This window comes from Neptunicella plasticusilytica (genome assembly GCF_047922965.1).
Classification (GTDB): Bacteria; Pseudomonadota; Gammaproteobacteria; order Enterobacterales; family Alteromonadaceae; genus Neptunicella; species Neptunicella plasticusilytica.
This window is the reverse complement of record NZ_CP150481.1, coordinates 12,109-33,138: the sequence shown is the minus strand read 5'-3', so window position 1 is coordinate 33,138 and position 21,030 is coordinate 12,109. Positions and strand designations below refer to the sequence as shown.

The 21,030-nt window shown below is 45.4% G+C and carries 15 protein-coding genes; 5 read left to right on the top strand and 10 right to left on the bottom strand.

The window, feature by feature from the left end; all coding sequences use genetic code 11:
* Positions 1 to 23: 23 nt before the first annotated feature.
* The 4 genes from V1467_RS00125 to V1467_RS00110 form a co-directional block, all read right to left on the bottom strand.
* On the bottom strand, positions 24 to 1,238 hold the full coding sequence (locus tag V1467_RS00125; protein ID WP_416306785.1) for a CaiB/BaiF CoA transferase family protein: 1,215 nt from the start codon (positions 1,236 to 1,238) through the stop codon (positions 24 to 26).
* A 223-nt stretch (positions 1,239 to 1,461) separates the two neighbouring features.
* Positions 1,462 to 3,627 (bottom strand): formylglycine-generating enzyme family protein, encoded by a 2,166-nt coding sequence (locus tag V1467_RS00120; RefSeq protein WP_416306784.1) that lies wholly within the window; start codon positions 3,625 to 3,627, stop codon positions 1,462 to 1,464.
* A 134-nt stretch (positions 3,628 to 3,761) separates the two neighbouring features.
* A complete protein-coding gene (locus tag V1467_RS00115; RefSeq protein ID WP_416306783.1) occupies positions 3,762 to 6,038 on the bottom strand; it encodes a TonB-dependent receptor in 2,277 nt (758 codons plus the stop codon).
* Between the two features lie 363 nt (positions 6,039 to 6,401).
* On the bottom strand, positions 6,402 to 8,150 hold the full coding sequence (locus V1467_RS00110; protein WP_416306782.1) for an alpha/beta hydrolase-fold protein: 1,749 nt from the start codon (positions 8,148 to 8,150) through the stop codon (positions 6,402 to 6,404).
* 176 nt (positions 8,151 to 8,326) lie between these two features.
* Between V1467_RS00110 and V1467_RS00105 the strand changes: the two genes are divergently transcribed.
* The gene (locus V1467_RS00105; RefSeq protein ID WP_416306781.1) at positions 8,327 to 8,590 is read left to right on the top strand and encodes a DUF5062 family protein; all 264 of its coding nucleotides are present in this window, start codon (positions 8,327 to 8,329) and stop codon (positions 8,588 to 8,590) included.
* Between the two features lie 16 nt (positions 8,591 to 8,606).
* Here V1467_RS00105 and V1467_RS00100 read toward each other — a convergent pair whose 3' ends face one another.
* From V1467_RS00100 to V1467_RS00090, 3 genes are read right to left on the bottom strand one after another with little or no spacing between them, the layout of a single operon-like run.
* The gene (locus tag V1467_RS00100) at positions 8,607 to 9,290 is read right to left on the bottom strand and encodes a 3'-5' exonuclease (RefSeq protein WP_416306780.1); all 684 of its coding nucleotides are present in this window, start codon (positions 9,288 to 9,290) and stop codon (positions 8,607 to 8,609) included.
* A gap of 3 nt (positions 9,291 to 9,293) precedes the next feature.
* A complete protein-coding gene (locus V1467_RS00095; protein ID WP_416306779.1) occupies positions 9,294 to 11,129 on the bottom strand; it encodes a DUF294 nucleotidyltransferase-like domain-containing protein in 1,836 nt (611 codons plus the stop codon).
* Positions 11,130 to 11,159: 30 nt separating this feature from the next.
* Positions 11,160 to 11,774, bottom strand: a complete 615-nt coding sequence (locus tag V1467_RS00090; protein WP_416306778.1) for a TetR/AcrR family transcriptional regulator — start codon at positions 11,772 to 11,774, stop codon at positions 11,160 to 11,162.
* Between the two features lie 183 nt (positions 11,775 to 11,957).
* Here V1467_RS00090 and V1467_RS00085 point away from each other — a divergent pair, with 183 nt between their 5' ends.
* Positions 11,958 to 13,292 carry a M16 family metallopeptidase gene (locus V1467_RS00085; protein ID WP_416306777.1) on the top strand — a complete coding sequence of 445 codons (1,335 nt, stop codon included), beginning with the start codon at positions 11,958 to 11,960 and terminating at the stop codon, positions 13,290 to 13,292.
* Positions 13,276 to 14,664, top strand: a complete 1,389-nt coding sequence (locus tag V1467_RS00080; RefSeq protein ID WP_416306776.1) for a M16 family metallopeptidase — start codon at positions 13,276 to 13,278, stop codon at positions 14,662 to 14,664. The genes V1467_RS00085 and V1467_RS00080 overlap by 17 nt, the downstream gene beginning before the upstream one ends.
* A gap of 104 nt (positions 14,665 to 14,768) precedes the next feature.
* Here V1467_RS00080 and V1467_RS00075 read toward each other — a convergent pair whose 3' ends face one another.
* Positions 14,769 to 15,395, bottom strand: a complete 627-nt coding sequence (locus V1467_RS00075; protein ID WP_416306775.1) for a helix-turn-helix transcriptional regulator — start codon at positions 15,393 to 15,395, stop codon at positions 14,769 to 14,771.
* 23 nt (positions 15,396 to 15,418) lie between these two features.
* Positions 15,419 to 16,072, bottom strand: a complete 654-nt coding sequence (gene elbB / locus V1467_RS00070) for an isoprenoid biosynthesis glyoxalase ElbB (protein WP_416306774.1) — start codon at positions 16,070 to 16,072, stop codon at positions 15,419 to 15,421.
* Between the two features lie 397 nt (positions 16,073 to 16,469).
* Between elbB and polA the strand changes: the two genes are divergently transcribed.
* Positions 16,470 to 19,226: a DNA polymerase I gene (gene polA / locus V1467_RS00065; RefSeq protein ID WP_416306773.1), complete on the top strand. Its 2,757-nt coding sequence runs from the start codon at positions 16,470 to 16,472 to the stop codon at positions 19,224 to 19,226.
* A gap of 372 nt (positions 19,227 to 19,598) precedes the next feature.
* Here polA and yihA read toward each other — a convergent pair whose 3' ends face one another.
* On the bottom strand, positions 19,599 to 20,195 hold the full coding sequence (gene yihA / locus V1467_RS00060) for a ribosome biogenesis GTP-binding protein YihA/YsxC (protein ID WP_416306772.1): 597 nt from the start codon (positions 20,193 to 20,195) through the stop codon (positions 19,599 to 19,601).
* Between the two features lie 206 nt (positions 20,196 to 20,401).
* Here yihA and V1467_RS00055 point away from each other — a divergent pair, with 206 nt between their 5' ends.
* Entirely contained in the window at positions 20,402 to 21,025 is a 624-nt protein-coding gene (locus V1467_RS00055) for a c-type cytochrome (RefSeq protein ID WP_416306771.1), read from the top strand.
* Positions 21,026 to 21,030 lie beyond the last annotated feature (5 nt).

Sequence of the window (21,030 nt, the reverse complement as noted above, 5' to 3'; positions counted from 1 at the left end):
CTCACTCACCAATAAAACATGTTTTATTTAACAATATCCTTATCACGCAGTTCCTGTCGTTCCTCGTCAGAAAAACCAAGTTGTTCAAGCACTGTATCAGAATGTTGACCAAAAACAGGTGCAGCAAAAGGTCTGGGGCCAGGCGTACGGCCAAATTTAATTGAGCGGGTCATTCCCTGATATTTACCAACCAATGGATGATCAAATGTCATTACCATATCCTCAGCCATAACCTGTTCATTCTTAAATATATCTTCAATATGTCGGGCAGCCGCACAAGGTACCTCGTCACCAAAAAGAGCCTCCCATTCCAGCGCGGTTTTTGTTTCAAGAGCATTTCTGAGTAACGGCACAATTTCGTCAGCATACCGAGCTCTTTTACGGATACTGTTATAGCGTTCACTTTTGGACAGTTCGGGCAGATTCATTTTCTGGCAGAGCGCAGACCAAAAGTGCGGTGTATTCGCAGACAGGTATAGATAACCTTCTTTTGTTGGATGAATTCCGGTAATACCTCCCGAACGAAAGTCTCGCCCAATATCTGCTGGTTCGCCTTCGGCCCAGACAAGTCTTGCCGACTGCATAGTCACCGCACTGCGAAGAAGCGACACACCGACATATTGTCCTAAGCCACTACGTTCACGTTCATATAGAGCCGATGCGGTCCCGGCTGCCACCAAGGCAGCCGCGTAATAATCTACCACTGAACCATAGAGTATTTCTGGTGCACCACCCCGTTCCCCTTGCATAGAACACATACCACTCATCGCTTGTAATACCTGATCATAACCGGCCTTACCCTTCATCGGCCCTGTTTCACCGTAACCTGTTACCGCACAATAAATGAGCTTTGGATTAATCAGGCTAACGGTTTCAAAATCGATCCCCAAACGCTCAGGAACACCAGGCCGGAAATTGTGTACCAACACATCTGCCTTTTTTAGCAGCTTCATCAGTATCGCATGCCCTTCAGCACTCTTAAGATTGAGAACCAGACCACGTTTGTTACGGTTAATACCCAGAAAAGCCCTGTTTTCTGCTTCAAGAGTTGACGGATACTTTCTTAAATTATCACCTGACGGAGGTTCAATTTTTAATACATCTGCTCCTTGATCTGCCAATAGTGCGCAACCATAAGGTCCCGCGATATAAGCACTTAAATCCAGAACTTGAATACCACCAAGTGGCCCGCTTGAGCCAACTTCGTTTGGTAAGGAATGTTCCAGTTTAGAATTCATAAAACTCCTCAATTTAGTCCAATGAAAGCACCGGGCAAACGTCAGTTAATATTTATCAGAAAATAATATTAAGGGTTACTTACCCTTTTATATGGACAGATGCTCCGTCATTTAACCGACTTCCCTTTTGCTCAAAGTTTGAATGACTTTGTAGCAGGAATAAATCCCGTGGCGCTTTTATCCAACAATACATTTTGTATCTTCCCACACGCTCTTTGCCTCATCACCCAGTGATTCGGTCAACAATACAGCGAAAACCAAGCATTCCTGAACGATCTTTACAGGGTGCCATTAATAAATACTTGCCGTGTTGATCCAGCTGATACGCTTGAGGAAAGTACCAATGTGATGTTGCCGGCTGGTAAGATGAACCACCGCGCAATGACGCTGCCCGCGTATGCTTGTCGATAAACTCGTTAGTCCATTGCCAGATATTACCCACCATATCCATTACACCAAATGGACTGGCACCATTCGGATGGGCATCAACATCATCAGGGGCAACCAGGTGCCTACGGGTGTTGATTTCCGGTACGGCTTCCGCATCCCAGCTATTTCCCCAAGGAAACAAACGGCCGTCATCCCCTTGTGCAGCATATTGCCATTCCCATTCATTGGGTAATCGTTTGTTTGCCCAACTTGCATAAGCTCTGGCGTCTTCGATGGAAACCCAGGTGACAGGTTTGTTTTCCCACCCCTTGCGCGGTCGCCCGTCAACCCAGTCCTTGAGGAAATTATGATCATCGTCAGGGTAATAACCTGTAGCCAGAATAAATTGGTAGTAGTCGGTATTAGTGACAGGGTATTTGTCTATAAAAAAGCTGGAGATTTTCATATGATGATAATGCGCGCGCCTGGGCAGACTCTCCCAGGGGTATTGAAAATCGAGTCCTGCCCACATGTACCCTTCTATTTCGATTCCTCCAACTTTAAAATCAAATTGTCCGGACGGAATAGCTATCATACCGTCCGGCGCGTCCTTTACAGGTTCTGTCAGTTCGATCTCAACCATCTCCTGAGGTAATGCTTTCCAGGCTCCCGAATAGTCCTGGAGTGGAATCGCAGTCAATTTTTTCATGTGTTGTAAGAAGTTGGCCAAATCCTCAACACAACCACCCTCTTTTATCGCTAAGACACAGCCATATCCCTTGGATTCCATATTGAAACTCAGTACTGCATTATCCGAATCGAATCTGGGTTGAAGCTCAACTCCGTTCCAGAGATCGAAATAACCTGTCCCTGCATGATGATTAATCACTAGTTGCTCACCCGTTATCTCATATTCATTGCGATTCACTATTGTCCATAGCGACAAATACTCTTTCGGAAAACAGGTAGCAAAAACCCCCTGTTGCAACGTGGCAAAATATGGCTGCCAATCCGGGCTGACAAGAAGCTGTGAAAATTGGCGGAAAATGGTTGCAATTCGACGTAACGTCTCAGCATCTCTTGGTGTTAGCTGATTCCAAATCCCCCAGATGTTTTCCCAGGCGTTATAGCCGTGACCATTAAAAAATATATAATGAAAGTCGTCCGTTCGGTTTCTTGCCCAACGATTTTCTACATTGGTCAAATGTCTTGGCTCAAGCCACTTAAGTTTGCTGACCGCAGGAACAACACTGGTAGAAGCTTTCCCCCAACTTTGGTTGTTCCACATTAGCGCTTCATCTGATAACGGCCAGGTTTCAGGCTGCAATACAACCGGATGGCCAATTTGATCCGAGGCATCTCGAAATGCCCGGGGAACGCTAAAATAAGTATCCCCATTAATGCCATCGGCATTCACCTCAGCGGCTAGTTCGGTCAACGCCTGCCAGTCTGTTTTACCATTATCCCGAGTCCCATTGTCCCAAGGCATAGTTGGTAAAAACACCCTGACGTTACGCCGATGAAAATCCGAGACAACCTGTTTTAATCCCTCGACACCACCAGGCAGCGAGTTCACCAAATCGTGCTGACTGCGATCATCAATTCCTATATTCGGGTAGATATACCAGAGCAGGACACTATCAATCCCCCCAAAACGCACTTCCAGGTCATCAAGATATTTATCTACCGTATATTGTCTTAATACCGGATCGTAAAAAAAACGATCCTCAACCATCATTTGAGTATGTACATAATTACTTTGAGACCACTGCAACTCTTGACGACGGTATTGTGAATCGTCATACCCCATTCTGATAAGATGCTCTCGCCGCCAGATTTTGAAACCATGGCGCCACGCCTCAACACTACCGTTAACATCAACTTTCCATTGACCAATAGTATGGAATGGCCAAGGTGGCGTTTCACCGGGAGTAGGTAGATGTATAGGTAGCGTATGGGGCTGCTCAAATTCTGCAATTTTTGGTCTGGGCGCTGGGATACGATAATCTTTTGAAGTCATAAAAACTCTTTTTATATGGCAGTACACACTCCTTGTTGCACAGGAGTAACCTAATGATTGAATCTCGGATATATGATGATAGCAGGCCTTATCCCCGGACGTCGGTAGGTAAGGCCTTAGGTACATTTAAGGATCTAAAATTTCAATGTATATCCAACACTAAATATGCGTCCTTGACCTTTAAAATAATTGCGCCATTGATCAACTTGCGAATGACTCAGGAAATAAGACTTGTCCAGTAAGTTGTCAATTCCCAAACTGAAAATAGCATTATCCAGCTTGTAGTTTGCGTTGAGATCAAAAAGCGTATATCCGTTAATATGCTCCTCTCCGTCCTTGCCTTCATTGATGTCGCTGTCGAAGACGGTACGAGCACCCAGCACCACTTTGCCATAATCTGAAAACTGCCAATTCGCCGTCAACACCAGTTTATCAGGACCAATATCACGTATTCCCATTTCTCTATCCAGTGGCCCAGTATCACCGGTACGCGTTTTGCCTTCAGTATGAGAGTAAATCGCATCAACTTTGATAGCGTCAGTTAACCTATAACCGGTCGTCACTTCATAACCGCTAATTTCCGTCGGTCTGCGCAACATAATGTAATCTTCCGTTTCCGGATCAACCCTCAAGCTCACACCAAACTCGGAATCAGATCGATAGTATGAAGCACCAAAGTTTGCTCGCTCGCCATTCCAGTTAAATCCAACTTCCTTGTTTTTGACGACAATAGGTTGCAAATCAAGAATACCGTCAACCGAAATCGGATCATCATTCGGACAACCGTCAGGCTGGGTTCCTCCAAAGGGCACATCTCCTTCGTTAGTATCATTTGAACAACTGATATTACGTAGTGGTATGCCCACATTTGGCAGCGTAAAACCTTCGGCTGTAGACACATAAACCGATAACTGGCTACTAACCCGCCAAATTGCGCCAAGGTTCGTCATTGTCTCTTTATAATCAAGAGTTCCTCCCTGCACTTCACGACGATCTCGATACCAGGTAGTAGTATAGTCATCAACGTGGAGCTCTCCGTCCTCTCTACGCACCCCTCCGGTTAAAGTGAAATCACCTATATCGTAGGAAAGTTGCATAAAGGGTGTTTTACTGGTGTATTCCATTGGTGGAACCCAAATACGGTTAGTCAGGGCCAGCATTTGTTGCGCCGTGTCTTTGACAACATCCAGTCCCACTTGTAGTTCCAAGTCTTCAACTCCAAGAATATCTATGCGTGTCCAGGCAGATCGGAATCCTTCTTTATCAGAATGAATTTCTGACTGGTCAATTAGCGGAAAGTCTCCGATTGGCAAGCCATTTTCATCCAGGGGTATTGGCGCGATAAGCGGATCCTGTTTATCAATGCTATTTTCCGCTTCATAACGCATGCCCTGATCCGCCCGGTAGTACTGAATCCAAAGTGCACCACCCAGCAAGTCATCATGCGTGTATGTCAAACTCTGTTGGCTAAAATCATTAAAACTTGCACGCGCGCCCAAAGGACGACCTGGTTCAGATGTACTGCTTAACCCTGTTTCCCTGTCACCATCAACCAATACATAATTTCCCTTACCACTGATATTGAAACGACTGAGCGATAATTCGAGACGTTGTTCATCCTGTTCACCAAAGTTGGTACCCAGCTTGACAAACAGGTTATCCGATTCAGAATCCATTGCTGAACCACTCGTACCCAAGCCAATTCGGCGTCCGTCAGCGTCGTAGCCAATACCGGTATCAGAAAAAGACGCGGCAAGAAGCAAATCGTAATTATCATTCAGATGAGCAACATTAAAACCCAATCTCCAGCTTTCACTATCATCCTCAAACTGGGTTCTATATTGGGATGATAATGTCACTTCAGTTCCCTTTACTTTAGGAGTTCGCGAAATGTAGTTGATGATCCCCCCTGCCGCACCCACGCCTTCCGAAGCAGAAGGACCGTTAATGACTTCAATACGTTCGATAATTCCCATATCGGTAAAAATACCGGCCCGATTTCCTTCACGTAACGGCGATCCTTGTGGAACACCATCAAATAGTCGCAATGCGACCCGACCACGTAAGGTTTCACCTGAGTTTGACATTTGTTGAGTAGACTCGGAATAGCCCGGTATAGTTCGGGTTAGTAACGAAGTTGCATCGGAAGTCAGTGACAAATTGCGTCCGACCTCTTCCTGAGAAATCACGCTGATTGCGCCAGGTATCTTGTTTGCTGCTTTAGGGCGTCTTGCCCCTGTCACAATGATCTTCTCTACACTAGCTTCATCCTTGGCGCGTTGTTCTTTATTGGAAGAAGGTGTCGCATTGTCTTGCTCTTGCGCTGCCAGTGAAGTGCTGGTCAGCAATGGCACCATAGCCATGTTAGCAATAACGATCGCAGATAGTGTTGTCATTTTTTTATTATGCATTTCTTAGCCTCTTAATTGGGTGTTATCTACTTAACAGGAAACAAGTTAGTAGGCCCGAAGCGACAATCCGCAATACGACACGTCAGACCGTAAACTTTATGTTAAAAATTTGTTTCTCCCGAAAAATATACGCCACCCAATTAGCAAACAAAATCACCCGAAGGTATCTTCAAAACCAAGATAAAGTTACTTCTTAGGGTCTTAAATATTGTTAAAAAGCGAGTCTAACAGACACAATGAAGGGGAGTTCTATAGCAGATGAAAAGTGTTGGAACAAAACAAAATCATCAATATCAGATCTAATCAAATAAAAATATTGGCTATCCACATCCGCTAACAATCAAAAAGTTATGTAAAACGGTCTTATCGTGACAATCCACCCTGAAGATTTCCATTTGGTACCGACATTCCATTGGCAAACATATACCTGAGGCCTTGCTCAAAACCGCTTGCCCATACGTCAATATCATGTCCACCATTTACAATTCTTAGTTCTGCCCGACTCAACGGTATATACTTTTTATCTGAAACTGGCTGATGCAACAAACTGTATAAATTAGCAACCTGCTTCTCCATATTGTAACGGTAGGCATTGTCTGGAAGATCGCTTTTTTCACTAACATGATTCCAGTCATCATCACCTGCAATGATAAACATCGGCACCCTATAGATTTGACGGCAATATGACTGAAACGCTACTGGATAATTGAAATTGTGCCATACCCTCGAATTGAATGGTTCACCAAATGCACCTCGAGAAACGGCTCCAGAAGTGGCAGGAGCATCGTCACGCTGAATAGCAGGACTGAGCAACACCGCAGTGCTAAATAACTGGGGATAAACTAACGAGTACCTTAATACTCCATACCCTCCCATAGAAAACCCTATCAGCCCACGACCGGAACGATCATCGATTGTGTGATAATCACGTTCAACCTCGGGAATAAGATGTTGAATGATATCCGACTCTACCGCACCATATCTTTGAGAGTTAACCCAGTAACTGTTCCCGCTAACTGGCGCAACAGCAATTAGCGGAGGAATGATTTTAGTCTCTATTATTTTATCCAGAATTGGCCAGAACATATCCCAACTCTCTTCCGTCCCGCCACTACCATGCAGTAGATACAAAACAGGGTATCGTGTTTTGTCAGACGGATCGTAACTGAAAGGAAGATAAACGTTATATCGTAATTTTTGCTGATTTGCGTTGCTTCCGGCTTTGAGTTCTCTGCGAAACACTTTTCCTGTTTGTGTTGAATCATAACGAGACGCATCGTAGGTTGGACTAACCAACTGACTTTCGTTAGCTCCCAGTAAATACTTAAGACTTTCTTCTGCACCGGCTAACCAGGCACTATCACTATCCATGCCATCAATAATTCTCAATTCCGCAGGACTGGCAGGAACAGTTGAGCCTTTTTCAAAAGACAGACCAAATAAATTCAATTTATGTAGTTTTTGATATAAATCTATCGATAGCTGTATTGTCGAATTCGTCTGGATAGTTCCACTGGCTAGCGTGCTTTCATGGATACATTGCTCTTCCCCCGCAATGATATAGACCGGTAGCCGATACCCTTGTTTAGCATAGATATCGACCATATCGGTCAAACTCCTTTCATTCCACCGTTGAGCATCACAAGTCCCTGAGAATTCATGCATAGCGACGGCTTTAAATAACGAAGGTACTTGTAATGCTCTGAGTATGCTTTGATGACCCCCTATTAAGTATCGTCTGTCTCGGCTACGAGAGACTGCATAAGTTGATCCCACATATTCAAACAGATGCTCAAGCTTTTCCCGATCTGAGATATCGACTGCCTCTTGACTGACGAAGGCAACAACAACCGCCTCAATCACTTGGGACGCAATCATTTTGTCCAGCTTATTTTTCAGCTTTCGCTTGTTTTCCACTTTTAGTGGAGCTTCATTGATAAAGTAAACAACCGGATATTCACCAATATGATGGGGATTATAATTAGGGGGTAAATAAACGTCTGATATCAAAGAAATCGGCGCGGGCAGCTCAGTATTGACGACTTTGTTTTTCACTGTCATACAAGAGCTGAGAAAAATGACCAAGATAACTAGGCTTTTTGCGTTGCTCATCAATTACCTTCTGCACTTCACAACATTTGTTCGGCCTTCAATATAACGGGATATGGCACCGCAAATAAATAAAGGCGCGGTTGATTTAAAACATACTAAAACTATCCAGTCGAGATTATTATTCTATCTTTCGCTATCATGTCTTTATTCAAATACCGGATGAAAATAGGCCAGAGATGAAAAAGCTTAAAAATGAAGCCGCACTATTGAAAAAAGCTATCGAGATTGGCGAACGTTATGCGCATAACCTGGGCTATAACAAGTTCTCTCCTACCGATTCGGCCAATCAAAAAGTCGAAGCTCTGTATCGCCTGTTAGTGCATCAGAAAATGATCCAGCCGCTGGCTGCCGATCAGGAAAACCTGCTGAATATGAAACATAAACTGGCATTGTGGATTGCCAAACAGTTACCGCAAGATCACCCGTTATTGAAAGAATAACGGAATACGATTCAGATCAGGCCTTAGCCGGTTCAGAACAGGGAAACACTCTAATTGCACCGGTATGAAAAAAGTCGGCCAGACACAATTCGCTTTTTGGATCTAATGTCTGCATTTGTGCAAACAGCAATTCCACCGTGGCCATGGCGTCATCCAGTGCATTGTGTGCAGGTGCTTCAGGTAATTGGTGGCGCTGACGGCTCACCTGCAAAGTGGCACTGTCGGGTGGCACAACCTGATGTTTGCGTTTCATTTCGTAGCGAGCCAGTTGCATGGTGTCGATGGTAACCACCGTTGGCCAAGGTATTTGTAGCGTGTTACACACTCGCTGTAACACGCTGAGATCCAGAAAAGTATGATGAAAAACCCACACATGCGTCGAGGCAAAACCCAATAATTGCTCCAGCACAGGTTTAAGCTTTTTGCCCTGCTTGATTTCCTTGTCGGTCAGCCCGTGAATGACTGGACTCTGATCCAGCGAGCGTTTGGTTGAAATGATCTCATAGAAACTATTCTGCAAATCAATACTATACCCCTGCGCCTTTACCCAGCCGATCGACAAAATATCTGCCTGCTTATAATCCAGTCCGGTCAGCTCACAATCTATCGACAATAGCGGCAACTCTCCCCAGAGCGTTGCTCGCCATTGTTCAGGTAATTGCGATGCGGGAGACAACCAGCGTTTGATCCGTTGCCACATTGTCTACCCCAATCCGGCAGTAAATTTCATCTGTACACCTTGTTGAGCAACCCTAATGCCCTGCAACGAGGCCTTGAGCTGGTGTTTTTCAATCGCCGATAAGTCACTGACCGACACCAGATTATCGGTGACATGGTTTTGTAATTGATGACGCCAGCGCAAGCGGTTCAGAAACAGCCAGATATCGCGTAAATTATCCGCGTCTTTTTTGGTTAGGCCGGAGTCGGTCGGCAAATGCTTCAGCCGCTCCAGCGTTGAAGGCATGCTCAACCCATTTGCCAGAGCGTATAAACGCACTATGTCGTTAATAATACCCACTGCCTTGCGCTTTAAATTAATCGCATCTTTCACTTTATGATCTGATTCATAACTGAATTTCTGAAACATGGTCAGCGGTACCACTCCCTGAATGGCATGGCGTGCCAGTGCCGACAAAAAGAATGATTGCTTAAACAACGGAACCCGCGCCTTCTGCAACCGGTTTAGCAGGGTTTTATTACCGGCCACAGCCCGCACGTCCAGGTAGATATTAAAATTCAGAATAGCCTGGGCAGTGGGAGTTTTGACCCATTGCTTGGCTTCTTCTATCGCGTCATCCACCGACTTGCGCAAGTCCGGATTGGTGGCCATAACGTTGCCTTTACATAGTTTAATGCCGCATTTGGCTAACCCGTCACACACATATTTCGCCATGGCTTCAAAATAGGCGGCCTGTTGCTCATCTGGTGTTTGCGCCAATAGCAGGCCATTATCCTGATCGGAGCCCATAAACTGATCTTCACGAGCCTGCGAACCATATACCAGCCAACAATAGTCGAAGGGCGCTTCGCCATGCTGCTGGACAAAAAACTGCAGCAGTTTGCGGGTCATGATATCGGTAGCCTGCGACAATACCTTGCCAGCAATATCAAAATCTCCCGGCCGCCGGGCATGACGTGAGAAATAGTGTGGCATCTGCCAGGACAAGCGGGTCAGCTCGTATAAATTTTTGGCTTTACTCAACTCACCGATTAAAAACAGAATATTACCGCGCTGATAGCGGATCACATCGGTGACCGTAATAATGCCTAACGGCTTGCGGCTGTCACTGTCGATAACCGGTAAATGATGCACATTGTGTTCAGTCATGTAACTCATGGCATCAAACAAGGTACGCTGATGGGAAATCAGTACCGGTTCGGTGGTCATAATGTCTTTTATCGGCTGATTGATATCACGCTGCTGTGCCACGACCCGGTTGCGGATGTCTCGGTCGGTCACTATACCCACCAGTTTTTCATTGTCGGTAATCAATAATGATGACACGCCCGTGTCTGACATCAACTTGGCGCTATGGTGAATACTCAGTTCCACATCGGCGGTAACCGGTGCCGCATTGAGCAGTTCCGTCAATGACTTATACAGCCACATGGAATTGGAGTCATCTGCTGCCTGATTTTGCAGACTCTGGGCTTTGCTGTTGTTGAAGAAACGTTCGAATTCAGGATACTGTTGCAAACACTGCACAAAGCGTTGCTCATTTAGGCAGTAAACCAACCCCGGACTATCCACTTCAAGCTCAATGGGAATATTGGTTTCATCCAGTAAGTTGCCGTAACCAAAATAATCCCCTTCGCTGACATAACGTAGCGGACTGTCAGAGTCTTTAACCAGAAATTGGCCGGTGTGGATAAGAAACAACGCATTGCCTTGCTGCGCCAGCAAGGCCTGTTTGTTTTCATTGGTCAGATAAATTACCCGAATATCCGCTGCGATATCCTGTAAACCCGTTTCATCAATACTGTCAAAGGGCGCAGAAGCCTGCAAAAACCCAATCACTTGCTGAGGTACTGCGGTCATAAAATTCCTGATTATTTAATCCAGATACATTTAACTGGCTTTGCCCACTATACCTTTATTTAGCACTTGTTCGATGCCTTGAAATTGCAACATTGCCTGCTGTTCATCCAGATCGATCACCCCGTCAATCAGTAACGACGCATAGCCATGCACCATGCACCATGCCGCCGTTGCAATATCTGAACTGGCATGCGGCGCAAATACCTTACCCTCCAGGCCCATGCGAATCACATCTTCCAGTACACAAAACCCTTCGCCATGGCCCGCATCCATCTCTTTGCTATTGAAGTCTGATGCTTTCATACCAAACATCAGGCGATAAGTTTCCGGATGTTGCATGGCAAATTTAACATAGGTTAAGCCAACCTGTCGCAAACAACTTTCAGGATCACTCCCGGCCTGCTCAAACGCATGGCGCATTGCTTTCCCCAAACGCTCAAACCCGTCACTGGCCAGTGCTGACAACAGCGCAATTTTATCCTTAAAATGCCGGTATGGGGCAGCCTGGGATACGCCCAATTCACGGGCTAACGCACGCAAACTCAGATGCTCAGCGCCGTGCTCACGGATACAATGCAACGCGCCGTCCATTAAAGCCTGGCGCAAATTTCCATGATGATAATTTGGTTTAACTTCTGTGGTCATGCCTGGGACAGATAAGTTATCAGTGTCAACATTAAAGCAAATCAGTTTGTGTAAGTAAAAATTTAATTACACTTAAAATTTAGTCGGTTGGCGATTCTATGTTTAAACTCAAACTTTTATAAAACAACATTCAACAAATTATACCAATCCGCATCGAAAGTATTGATATTTAAGGAATCGATAATGAAAAAATGGTTATTGGGTCTGGTGTGTATGCTAGCAGGCTTGCCTGTCCTGGCAGTGACGCAAGCAGAGGATGTCACCTCCTTTACCCTGCAAAACGGTATGCAAATTCTGGTGCTGGAAGATAACTCCATTCCTAACGCCAACATGTATTTGTTCTGGAAGGTAGGTTCGCGCAACGAAGTTCCCGGCATTACCGGCCTGTCACATTTCTTCGAACATATGATGTTCAACGGCGCCGAAAAATATGGCCCTAAGATGTTCGACCGCACCATGGAAGCGGCGGGAGGCAGCAATAACGCCTATACCAGTGAGAATATGACGGCCTACACCGACTGGTTTCCGGCCGATGCGCTGGAACTGATGTTTGAACTGGAGGCGGATCGCATTGAACACTTGGCGATTGATCCGGACATGGTGGAGAGCGAACGAGGCGTTGTAGCCTCAGAGCGTACCACCGGACTGGAAAATTCCAACTTCCAGGCAATCTGGGAAGAGGTCAAGGGCGCAGCGTTCCGTGCCCATCCCTACAGCTGGCCGGTCATCGGGCATGAATCCGATATTGCCAACTGGACATTGGAAGATTTACAGCAATACCACAAAACCTATTACGCCCCTAATAATGCTGTGGTGGTCATTGCCGGAGCGGTTAACGCAACCGAAGTAAAAAAACTGGCCAAACAGTATTTTGAACCCATCCCTGCTCAACCCGCGCCGCGTGCAGTACACACCGTCGAGCCGCAGCAAAAAGGTGAACGCCGGGTATATTTATACAAACCGTCGGTTTCCAGCCCCAATATTATGATGGCCTTCCATATCCCGCAAAGCCAAAGCGAAGACTACTACGCACTGCAAATGCTGGGGGATATTCTGTCCAACGGTAACAGCTCACGGCTAATGACATCCCTGGTGTTTGAACAGCAGCTGGCTACCGATGTGTTTACCTATATACCTGACTCTATCGATCCGAACCTGTTTTACGTTTATGCCATCGCTGCCCAAGGCGTTGAGGCAAGCGCTCTGGAAAAAGCCATCATTGAACAACTGAATCTGGTGGCTAAACAAGGCGTCAGTGACAACGAATTACAAAAGGTCAAAAACAGCCGGCTGGTTGATTTTTATCGCACCATGCAAACCATTAACGGCAAAGCCAACACTATCGGCACTTATCAGCTATTTTTTGGTGACTATCGTCAACTATTCAACGCGCCGGACGCATTTGAGAAAGTGACTAAAGCAGACATTCAGCGTGTTGCAGGTCAATATTTACGCAAAGCTAATCGTACAGTAGGTATTTTAAACAACAAGGAAGATAGCAATGAAAATGATCTGTAAACGTCTCATTCTTCTGGTCTCAATATGTTGGTCCAATACGCTTTGGGCGGCGGATTTTACTCTGCCAGAATATCAAAAAATTGTACTTGATAATGGCCTGACGGTTTATTTAATGGAGCAACACGAGGTCCCGCTGATTGATGTACTGGTTACCGTCAAGGCCGGGGCGGTGCAAGACGGTAACAAAGCCGGTCTGGCCAAACTCACTGCCGAGAATTTATTGCTGGGGACAAAAGACCTGGCAAAAGCGGATTTCGAGGCAAAACTGGATTTTATCGGCGCCCAGATAAACGTGAATGCCGGCCTGGAGTCAACATTTGTGCAGGCTTCTTTTGTCAATAAAGACACCGACCTGGTCATGGGGTTATTACACGACGCCGTGCTGAAACCGGCATTTTCCAACGATGAATTTGATAAGCACAAACAACGTTACCTGGCGGGCCTGCTGCAGCAAAAAGAAAGCCCTAAAGCGGTGATCAAGGATTACTTTAATAAGCTGCTGTTCAAAGATCATCCCTATTCAGTTTTGCAGGATGGTGATAAAAACAGTATTAACACTATCAATTCTGCAGATATTAAAGCCTTTCACCAACGCTGGTATACCCCCGACAACACCGCCATTGTGTTAGTCGGTGATTTCGACACTGCGACGATGCTTGGCAAAGTAAAATCATTGTTTACCCACTGGCAAGGGCAGGCGCCGGCTTTTTCACTACCTGACAACATATCATCTCCCAGCCAGGCCAGTGTGGTGTTGGTCAATAAATCCGACGCGATCGAAAGCACATTTATAATTGGCGGTCCGGGTATTAAACGCAGTAATCCGGATTACGTCGCAATCAGCGTGATCAATACTATTCTAGGTGGACGTTTTACTTCCTGGTTGAATGACGAATTAAGGGTTAACTCGGGACTTACCTACGGCGCGCGCAGCACCTTTGATGCTCGTAAGCAGGCTGGCAGCTTTTATATTAGTACCTTTACCAAAAGCGATACAACCGAACAGGCTATTGACCTGGCGTTAGAAACCTATGCCCGCCTGTGGGGCAAAGGCATTGATCAACAAACTCTGGACTCGGCCAAGGCCTATGTCAAAGGACAATTTCCCCCTAACTATGAAACCTCCGGCGAACTGGCCAGCCTGCTTGCCAATATGTTTATTTACGGCTTTGACGAGCGGTTTATCAATACCTTTAATCAACAGGTCAATGCGCTGGATGTAGACAAAGCCAAGCAGATTATCAACCGCTACTTTCCTAAAGATAATTTGCAAATGGTGGTTATCGGGAAAGCAGATGCCATTAGAGATACAGTAAAAAAATATGGTCATTTGAGCGAAGCAGATATTACCGATAGCAGTATCAGTTTTTAATCGGCTTACCTGGAGCCTGTTGATCTTTGGTGTGTGCTTTTGCAGCAGTATGCAGGATCAACAGGCTCTAGCAACCAAAGGCAGATTTATCCGTCTGCCTTTTTCTAATCCAGTGGCACAATCCGGTAAGCGCAACGCCTCGAACCATCTAATATATGTTCTTCACGGCTCACCTCGGCCAAACCTAGCAGACAGCGTTGAAATAATTGTAATTCAGAACGACAGAAATCCTGACATTGACTGGCAGCGGCGCAAATAGGGCAATGATTTTCCAACAACCAGAAGTGACCTAGCTTGTCTTGCTCATATTCAGCCATATAACCTTCCTGGCTGCGGATTTCGGCTAATTCATGCACTCGCTCGGCAAGAGTTGTTTTATTACTCAGCAAACGCAAATATTCTTTCTCGCTTTGCTGCTCACGGGCATAAATCAGCTTTTCCAGCCCCGGATTGCCGAAAACACTTTTAACCGACTCTATCATGCTCAACGTAAGCTGCTCATGCCGATCCGGAAAACGCTTCATCGCCAGTTCAGTTAATTGCCAGTATTGACTGGGCCGTCCTACTTTTTCGGCACGGCTATAACTGCTAACCAGTTTATTTTGTTCGAGCTGCAACAAATGCTGGCGCGCGCCCATCGATGTCATACCCAGTGCCTTAGCCAAAGTCTGGGATTTCTGTGACCCGCGGGTTTTCAACATGTATAAAATTTTATCTGCATTGCCACTCATGCAAGCCACCTCGTACCGCGCAATTAAGCCAGCGCCAGCACCGATAGCACCCATTTAGTAATGCCGGTATGCGCCTGTTCGATGGATTCCGCCAGCATATAAGCCGGAGTCGATACCACTTTATGTTTTTTATCCAGCACCACCTCTTCGACCACACAATTAACATGATCGCCGCCCATTGCCCGTATTGCAGCGGCAGTATCCTGATCATTACCTATGGTCAATTTTACCCCTGGGCCATAAATCCGCACCATCATTGCCGGCGCAATGCAGGCGTACCCCACAGCTTTGTTTGCCTTGGCAAATGCCAGACAGCTTTTCTCTACATCAGGGTTTAATTTGGTATCCGCTCCTTTTAACGCAAAATCACTTAAATTTTTGGCTGCACCAAACCCGCCCGGCAACAGCAACGCATCAAAATCATCAACATTCAGCTCGGTTATAGCCTTAACTGCCCCTCGCGCAATACGGGCAGACTCGACTAAAACATTACGCGTCTCGCCTTCTACAACCTCTCCGGTCAGGTGATTTACCACATGGAACTGCTCTATATCCGGAGCAAAACATTGATAGTCAGCACCCGCCAACCTGATAGCCAACAATGTCAAAACTGACTCGTGAATTTCGGTGCCATCATAGACGCCACAACCACTTAATATCACTGCAACTTTTTTCATTCTCCGCTCCGTATCAGGCAATTAAAGGCTTATGCTTTTTAACTGTTGTTTTAGTTCCACTTGGGTCAAAAAACTTTAATAACAATACTTCTCATCATCAGAGGTTATGGTAGAGTAGCTGACCTACTACGCCAAGTTGTAATTTTGCCAAGTAGTATTATCCACAGGGATATAATAAAAATAATAAAAGATCTAAGTTCTTACTTTTATTCATGCAGTCCACAATATATAAGGCTTTCAGATACTTTGTTGATTTTTCAATAAGGTAGCTTTAGTGATTTTATATTTTTCTTCAACAGAGTTATCCACAGAACAATAAACACCATAAGCCATTGTCACTGGTGACACTTTATAATCTGTGGCATGCTTCCATGCAAATCAGCCGACCCTAGTTATTATGACAAAAATTGCCGACAATCCTTTTATTCTGGTAGACGGTTCGTCTTACCTGTTCCGCGCTTTTCACGGTATGCCTCCATTGACCAACTCCAAGGGTAATCCTACTGGAGCCGTTTATGGTGTTATCAACATGCTGCGCAGCCTGATTAAGCAATATAACCCAACCCATATCGCGGTGATATTTGATGCCAAAGGCAAAACCTTTAGAGATGATATTTACCCCGAATACAAGGCTCAGCGTCCGCCAATGCCGGATGATTTACGCTGCCAGATAGAACCTTTACATGACATTATCCGCGCGATGGGCTTACCCATAATAGTTGAAGACGGCGTCGAAGCAGATGATGTTATTGGCACGCTGGCACGACAAGCCAGTGCAGCCGGTATTCATACCCTAATCAGTACGGGCGACAAAGATATGGCGCAACTGGTTGATGAGCATATCACTCTGATCAATACCATGAATAACAGTATTATGGATCCTGAAGGAGTGGTGGAGAAATTCGGGGTTGGACCGGAACTGATTATCGATTTCCTCGCACTCAAGGGGGATAAAGTAGACAACATTCCCGGTGTGCCTGGTGTTGGAGATAAGAGCGCGCTGGGGCTATTGCAGGGCATCGGTGGCATTGATGCGATATACCAGAATCTGGATAAAATTAGTGGACTGGATTTTCGTGGTGCCAAAACCATGGCAATCAAAATGGCTGAATTTGAAGAACAGGCGCGACTTTCCTATTTATTGGCCACCATTAAAACTGATGTCGAGCTAGGGTACACGCCGCAGACACTGTCCCCGACACCTGCCGACAACGATAAATTACTCAACCTGTTTACCGAGTTAGAATTTAAGCGCTGGAAAGAAGAAGTCGGAAAGGACAGCAAAGAAGAACCGCAGGTTGAAAAATCTGTCGAAATAAGCACTGATAAAGGCACCGTCAGCCAGGGCAATTATGTCACCATCCTGACTGAAGCTGAATTACACAACTGGATCGACAAACTTTCCTCAGCAACTTTATTTGCTGTCGATACCGAAACCACCAGCCTCAATTATATGGATGCTGAGCTGGTCGGTTTTTCATTTGCTAGCGAAGCTGGCGAAGCGGCTTATTTGCCGGTTGGCCATGATTATCCGGATGCCCCAGAACAACTTGATCGAAACTGGGTGCTAGCACAGCTCAAACCTTTGCTTGAAAATGATAAAATTCACAAAGTCGGACAACACATCAAATATGATATGAATGTACTGGCCAATTATGGCATTACACTCCGTGGCGTGATGTTTGACACTATGCTGGAGTCCTATGTATTCAACAGTACAGCCGGACGACATGATATGGACAGCCTGTCGGATCGCTATCTGGATCACCAAACCATTCACTTTGAAGATATCGCAGGTAAAGGGGCCAAACAATTAACCTTTAACCAGATTGAGCTGGAAAAGGCCTCTCCTTATGCCGCTGAAGATGCCGACATTACCCTGCGATTACACCAACACCTGTGGCCGCAACTGGAGCAGGTTGCCGGACCTAAACAAATATTGCAGGAAATTGAAGTCCCGTTGATTCCCATATTGGCTCAAATGGAACAAACCGGTGTATTGATTGACAGTCAGCGCCTGTTGGAACAAAGCCAATTCTTGGCAACCCGTATCTTGCAACTCGAACAAGAAGTACAGGACATAGCCGGTCAGGAATTCAACCTTAATTCCACCAAACAGCTACAGGAAATATTGTTCGACAAACTACAGTTGCCGGTTATCAAGAAAACCCCCAAGGGAGCCCCTTCTACCGCAGAAGAAGTGCTACAGCAATTAGCCGAAGACTATCCGTTACCCAAGCTGTTACTGGAATATCGAGGGTTAACCAAGCTCAAATCCACTTATACCGACAAGCTACCCAAGATGATTAATCATCGTACCGGCAGAGTCCATACTTCATACCATCAGGCGATTGCAGCCACTGGACGCCTGTCTTCAACCGATCCTAATTTACAAAATATTCCGATCCGCACCGAAGAAGGTCGTAAAGTCCGGCAGGCTTTCGTCCCGGCTAAAGGATATAAAATCGTCGCGGCGGATTATTCGCAAATTGAATTACGCATTATGGCGCACTTGTCGGCAGATAAAGGCTTGTTGGACGCATTCTCAAGCGGTAAAGATATTCACAAATCCACTGCGGCAGAAGTATTTGGTGTATCACTAGACGAGGTTACCACTAATCAGCGACGCAGCGCCAAAGCGATTAACTTCGGTTTAATCTATGGCATGTCGGCATTCGGTCTGGCCCGCCAGTTAAGTATTCCTCGCCACGAAGCGCAACAGTATATGGATCTCTACTTTGAACGCTATCCAGGCGTACTAACCTATATGGAAACGACCAGGGAATCAGCCAAGCAGAACGGTTTTGTCGAAACCGTATTTGGACGCCGCTTATATTTGCCCGAGATCAATTCTCGCAATGGTGCAGCGCGAAAAGGTGCAGAAAGAGCGGCAATTAATGCACCAATGCAAGGCACCGCAGCTGACATTATTAAAAAGGCCATGATTAAGGTTGCCAACTGGTTAACCACCCTAGCGGATGGTGAAGTCAGAATGATCATGCAAGTACATGATGAGCTAGTTTTTGAAATAAAAGAACATTTTGTGGAAAAACATAAGAAATCAATTATAGGCCTGATGGAACAGGCCGCGACCTTGTCTGTTCCTTTACTGGTAGAGGCTGGAGAGGGAAATAATTGGGATGAGGCACACTAGAAGTCATTAATAAAATTAGTTTTTTAACAACTTTTTGTAGTTTTATTACAAAAATATATTGCAAATAATCGCATTTTGTCTATTATTCGCTCTGTAGGGTACAGAGGGACGATTAATTTATCAGACCTTTGCTTAGGCCTCGGCAATTGCCGGGGCTTTTTTTTGCCTGTAACAAAACAAGATTTTGCGTTGCGTAAAAAATAAATAAAAAAATCGCAATTAAATTTGAACTTAATGAAATATCGACACTCATACCTTATGAATGCACTGTACATTTGTTGTTGTCTCCCTTAACCCCGCTAGTTTACTAGTGGGGTTTTCTTTTTAAGGGGATCGGGATGATATCGAATAGCTCGTTCAGAAAGGACAATCTTAAAGGTAGTTAAACCACTTGTTCAGGATCGCTTCCATATTTTGCAACCCCTCTCTTTTAAGCGAAGAGAAACTCTCAACAGTAACATCGCCGCAAAACGCCATCGCCGCCTCTCTTGCCATTAACACCTGGGCTTTTCGCCTACCTGACTTTAATTTGTCAGATTTGGTCAATAATGCCAACACCGGCAAATCGCTGGCAACCGCCCAGGAAATAAGCTGTTGATCGAGATCTTTAAACGGATGGCGAATATCCATAAGTACCACCAGTCCTTTTAAACTCTCGCGCTTTTCAAGGTACTCACTTAATGATTTTTGCCATTTTAACTTCATTTCCAGAGGTACTTGCGCAAAACCGTAGCCGGGCAAATCGATTAATCGACGTTCCTCATCCAGTTCAAAAACATTGATAAGTTGTGTTCTGCCTGGTGTTTTACTGGTTCTGGCCAAACTTTTCTGACGCGTCAAAGTGTTCAGCGCACTCGACTTGCCAGCATTGGAACGACCGGCGAACGCCACTTCAATTCCGCTGTCCTCACCTAGATGACGGATATCCGGGGCACTGAGCAAAAACTTTGCCTGACTATATTGAGACATGTAAATTTCCTGAGTCCAAATTTTCGGCGCCACTATAGCATATCGCGTTATTTGCACCTAAAACCCTTATATCGACGCGGATTTAATGATGAAATTCGATAATATCCATACAAATCAACGGGAATATATTTTACTCAATGCATAAATGTGTAAAATACGGCATATCTTTTTTTTGCCCGCCCACTAAAAGTACAACGAGAATCAATATGAAAAAACTATGTCTTCTGGTTTGTCTGAGTATAGGTCTTTCCGCAACCGCATTCGCAGAGGGTAACGCCGAAGCTGGAAAAACTAAGTCTGTGACCTGCGCGGCCTGTCACGGAGCCGACGGTAACAGCCCTGTAGATATGTATCCCAAACTGGCCGGTCAACACGCCGAATATATCATTAAGCAATTACATGAATTTAAGCAAGCGTCCGAAAGTAATGGTGAAGAAGGCCGTAATGATCCGGTAATGAACGGCATGGCTGCACCGTTGTCGGATCAGGATATTGAAGATCTGGCGGCGTATTTTTCCAGTCAAAAAGCCAAGCCGGGAGCCACACCAGAAGATGTTATAGAAGCCGGTCAGCGCCTTTTCCGCGGTGGTGATGCAGAGCGCAACATTACCGCCTGTGCAGCTTGTCATGGTCCTCGAGGTAACGGTATGGGACTGGCCAAGTTTCCGGATATTAGCGGCCAGCATGCCACTTATGTTAAGGCTCAACTGGAAAAGTTCAGGGAAGGTGGCCGAGCTAATGATCCTAACGGCATGATGCAGGATATAGCCAAGCATTTGTCCGATAAAGATATCGACATATTATCCAAATATGTTGGTGGATTACATTAAGCTAC

What these genes read in the sequence shown, in the direction of transcription:
- V1467_RS00125 (WP_416306785.1), bottom strand. Translation starts at nt 1,238, where the DNA reads ATGAATTCTAAACTGGAACATTCCTTACCAAACGAAGTTGGCTCAAGC.
- V1467_RS00120 (WP_416306784.1), bottom strand. Translation starts at nt 3,627, where the DNA reads ATGACTTCAAAAGATTATCGTATCCCAGCGCCCAGACCAAAAATTGCA.
- V1467_RS00115 (WP_416306783.1), bottom strand. Translation starts at nt 6,038, where the DNA reads ATGCATAATAAAAAAATGACAACACTATCTGCGATCGTTATTGCTAAC.
- V1467_RS00110 (WP_416306782.1), bottom strand. Translation starts at nt 8,150, where the DNA reads ATGAGCAACGCAAAAAGCCTAGTTATCTTGGTCATTTTTCTCAGCTCT.
- V1467_RS00105 (WP_416306781.1), top strand. Translation starts at nt 8,327, where the DNA reads ATGAAAAAGCTTAAAAATGAAGCCGCACTATTGAAAAAAGCTATCGAG.
- V1467_RS00100 (WP_416306780.1), bottom strand. Translation starts at nt 9,290, where the DNA reads ATGTGGCAACGGATCAAACGCTGGTTGTCTCCCGCATCGCAATTACCT.
- V1467_RS00095 (WP_416306779.1), bottom strand. Translation starts at nt 11,129, where the DNA reads ATGACCGCAGTACCTCAGCAAGTGATTGGGTTTTTGCAGGCTTCTGCG.
- V1467_RS00090 (WP_416306778.1), bottom strand. Translation starts at nt 11,774, where the DNA reads ATGACCACAGAAGTTAAACCAAATTATCATCATGGAAATTTGCGCCAG.
- V1467_RS00085 (WP_416306777.1), top strand. Translation starts at nt 11,958, where the DNA reads ATGAAAAAATGGTTATTGGGTCTGGTGTGTATGCTAGCAGGCTTGCCT.
- V1467_RS00080 (WP_416306776.1), top strand. Translation starts at nt 13,276, where the DNA reads ATGAAAATGATCTGTAAACGTCTCATTCTTCTGGTCTCAATATGTTGG.
- V1467_RS00075 (WP_416306775.1), bottom strand. Translation starts at nt 15,395, where the DNA reads ATGAGTGGCAATGCAGATAAAATTTTATACATGTTGAAAACCCGCGGG.
- elbB (WP_416306774.1), bottom strand. Translation starts at nt 16,072, where the DNA reads ATGAAAAAAGTTGCAGTGATATTAAGTGGTTGTGGCGTCTATGATGGC.
- polA (WP_416306773.1), top strand. Translation starts at nt 16,470, where the DNA reads ATGACAAAAATTGCCGACAATCCTTTTATTCTGGTAGACGGTTCGTCT.
- yihA (WP_416306772.1), bottom strand. Translation starts at nt 20,195, where the DNA reads ATGTCTCAATATAGTCAGGCAAAGTTTTTGCTCAGTGCCCCGGATATC.
- V1467_RS00055 (WP_416306771.1), top strand. Translation starts at nt 20,402, where the DNA reads ATGAAAAAACTATGTCTTCTGGTTTGTCTGAGTATAGGTCTTTCCGCA.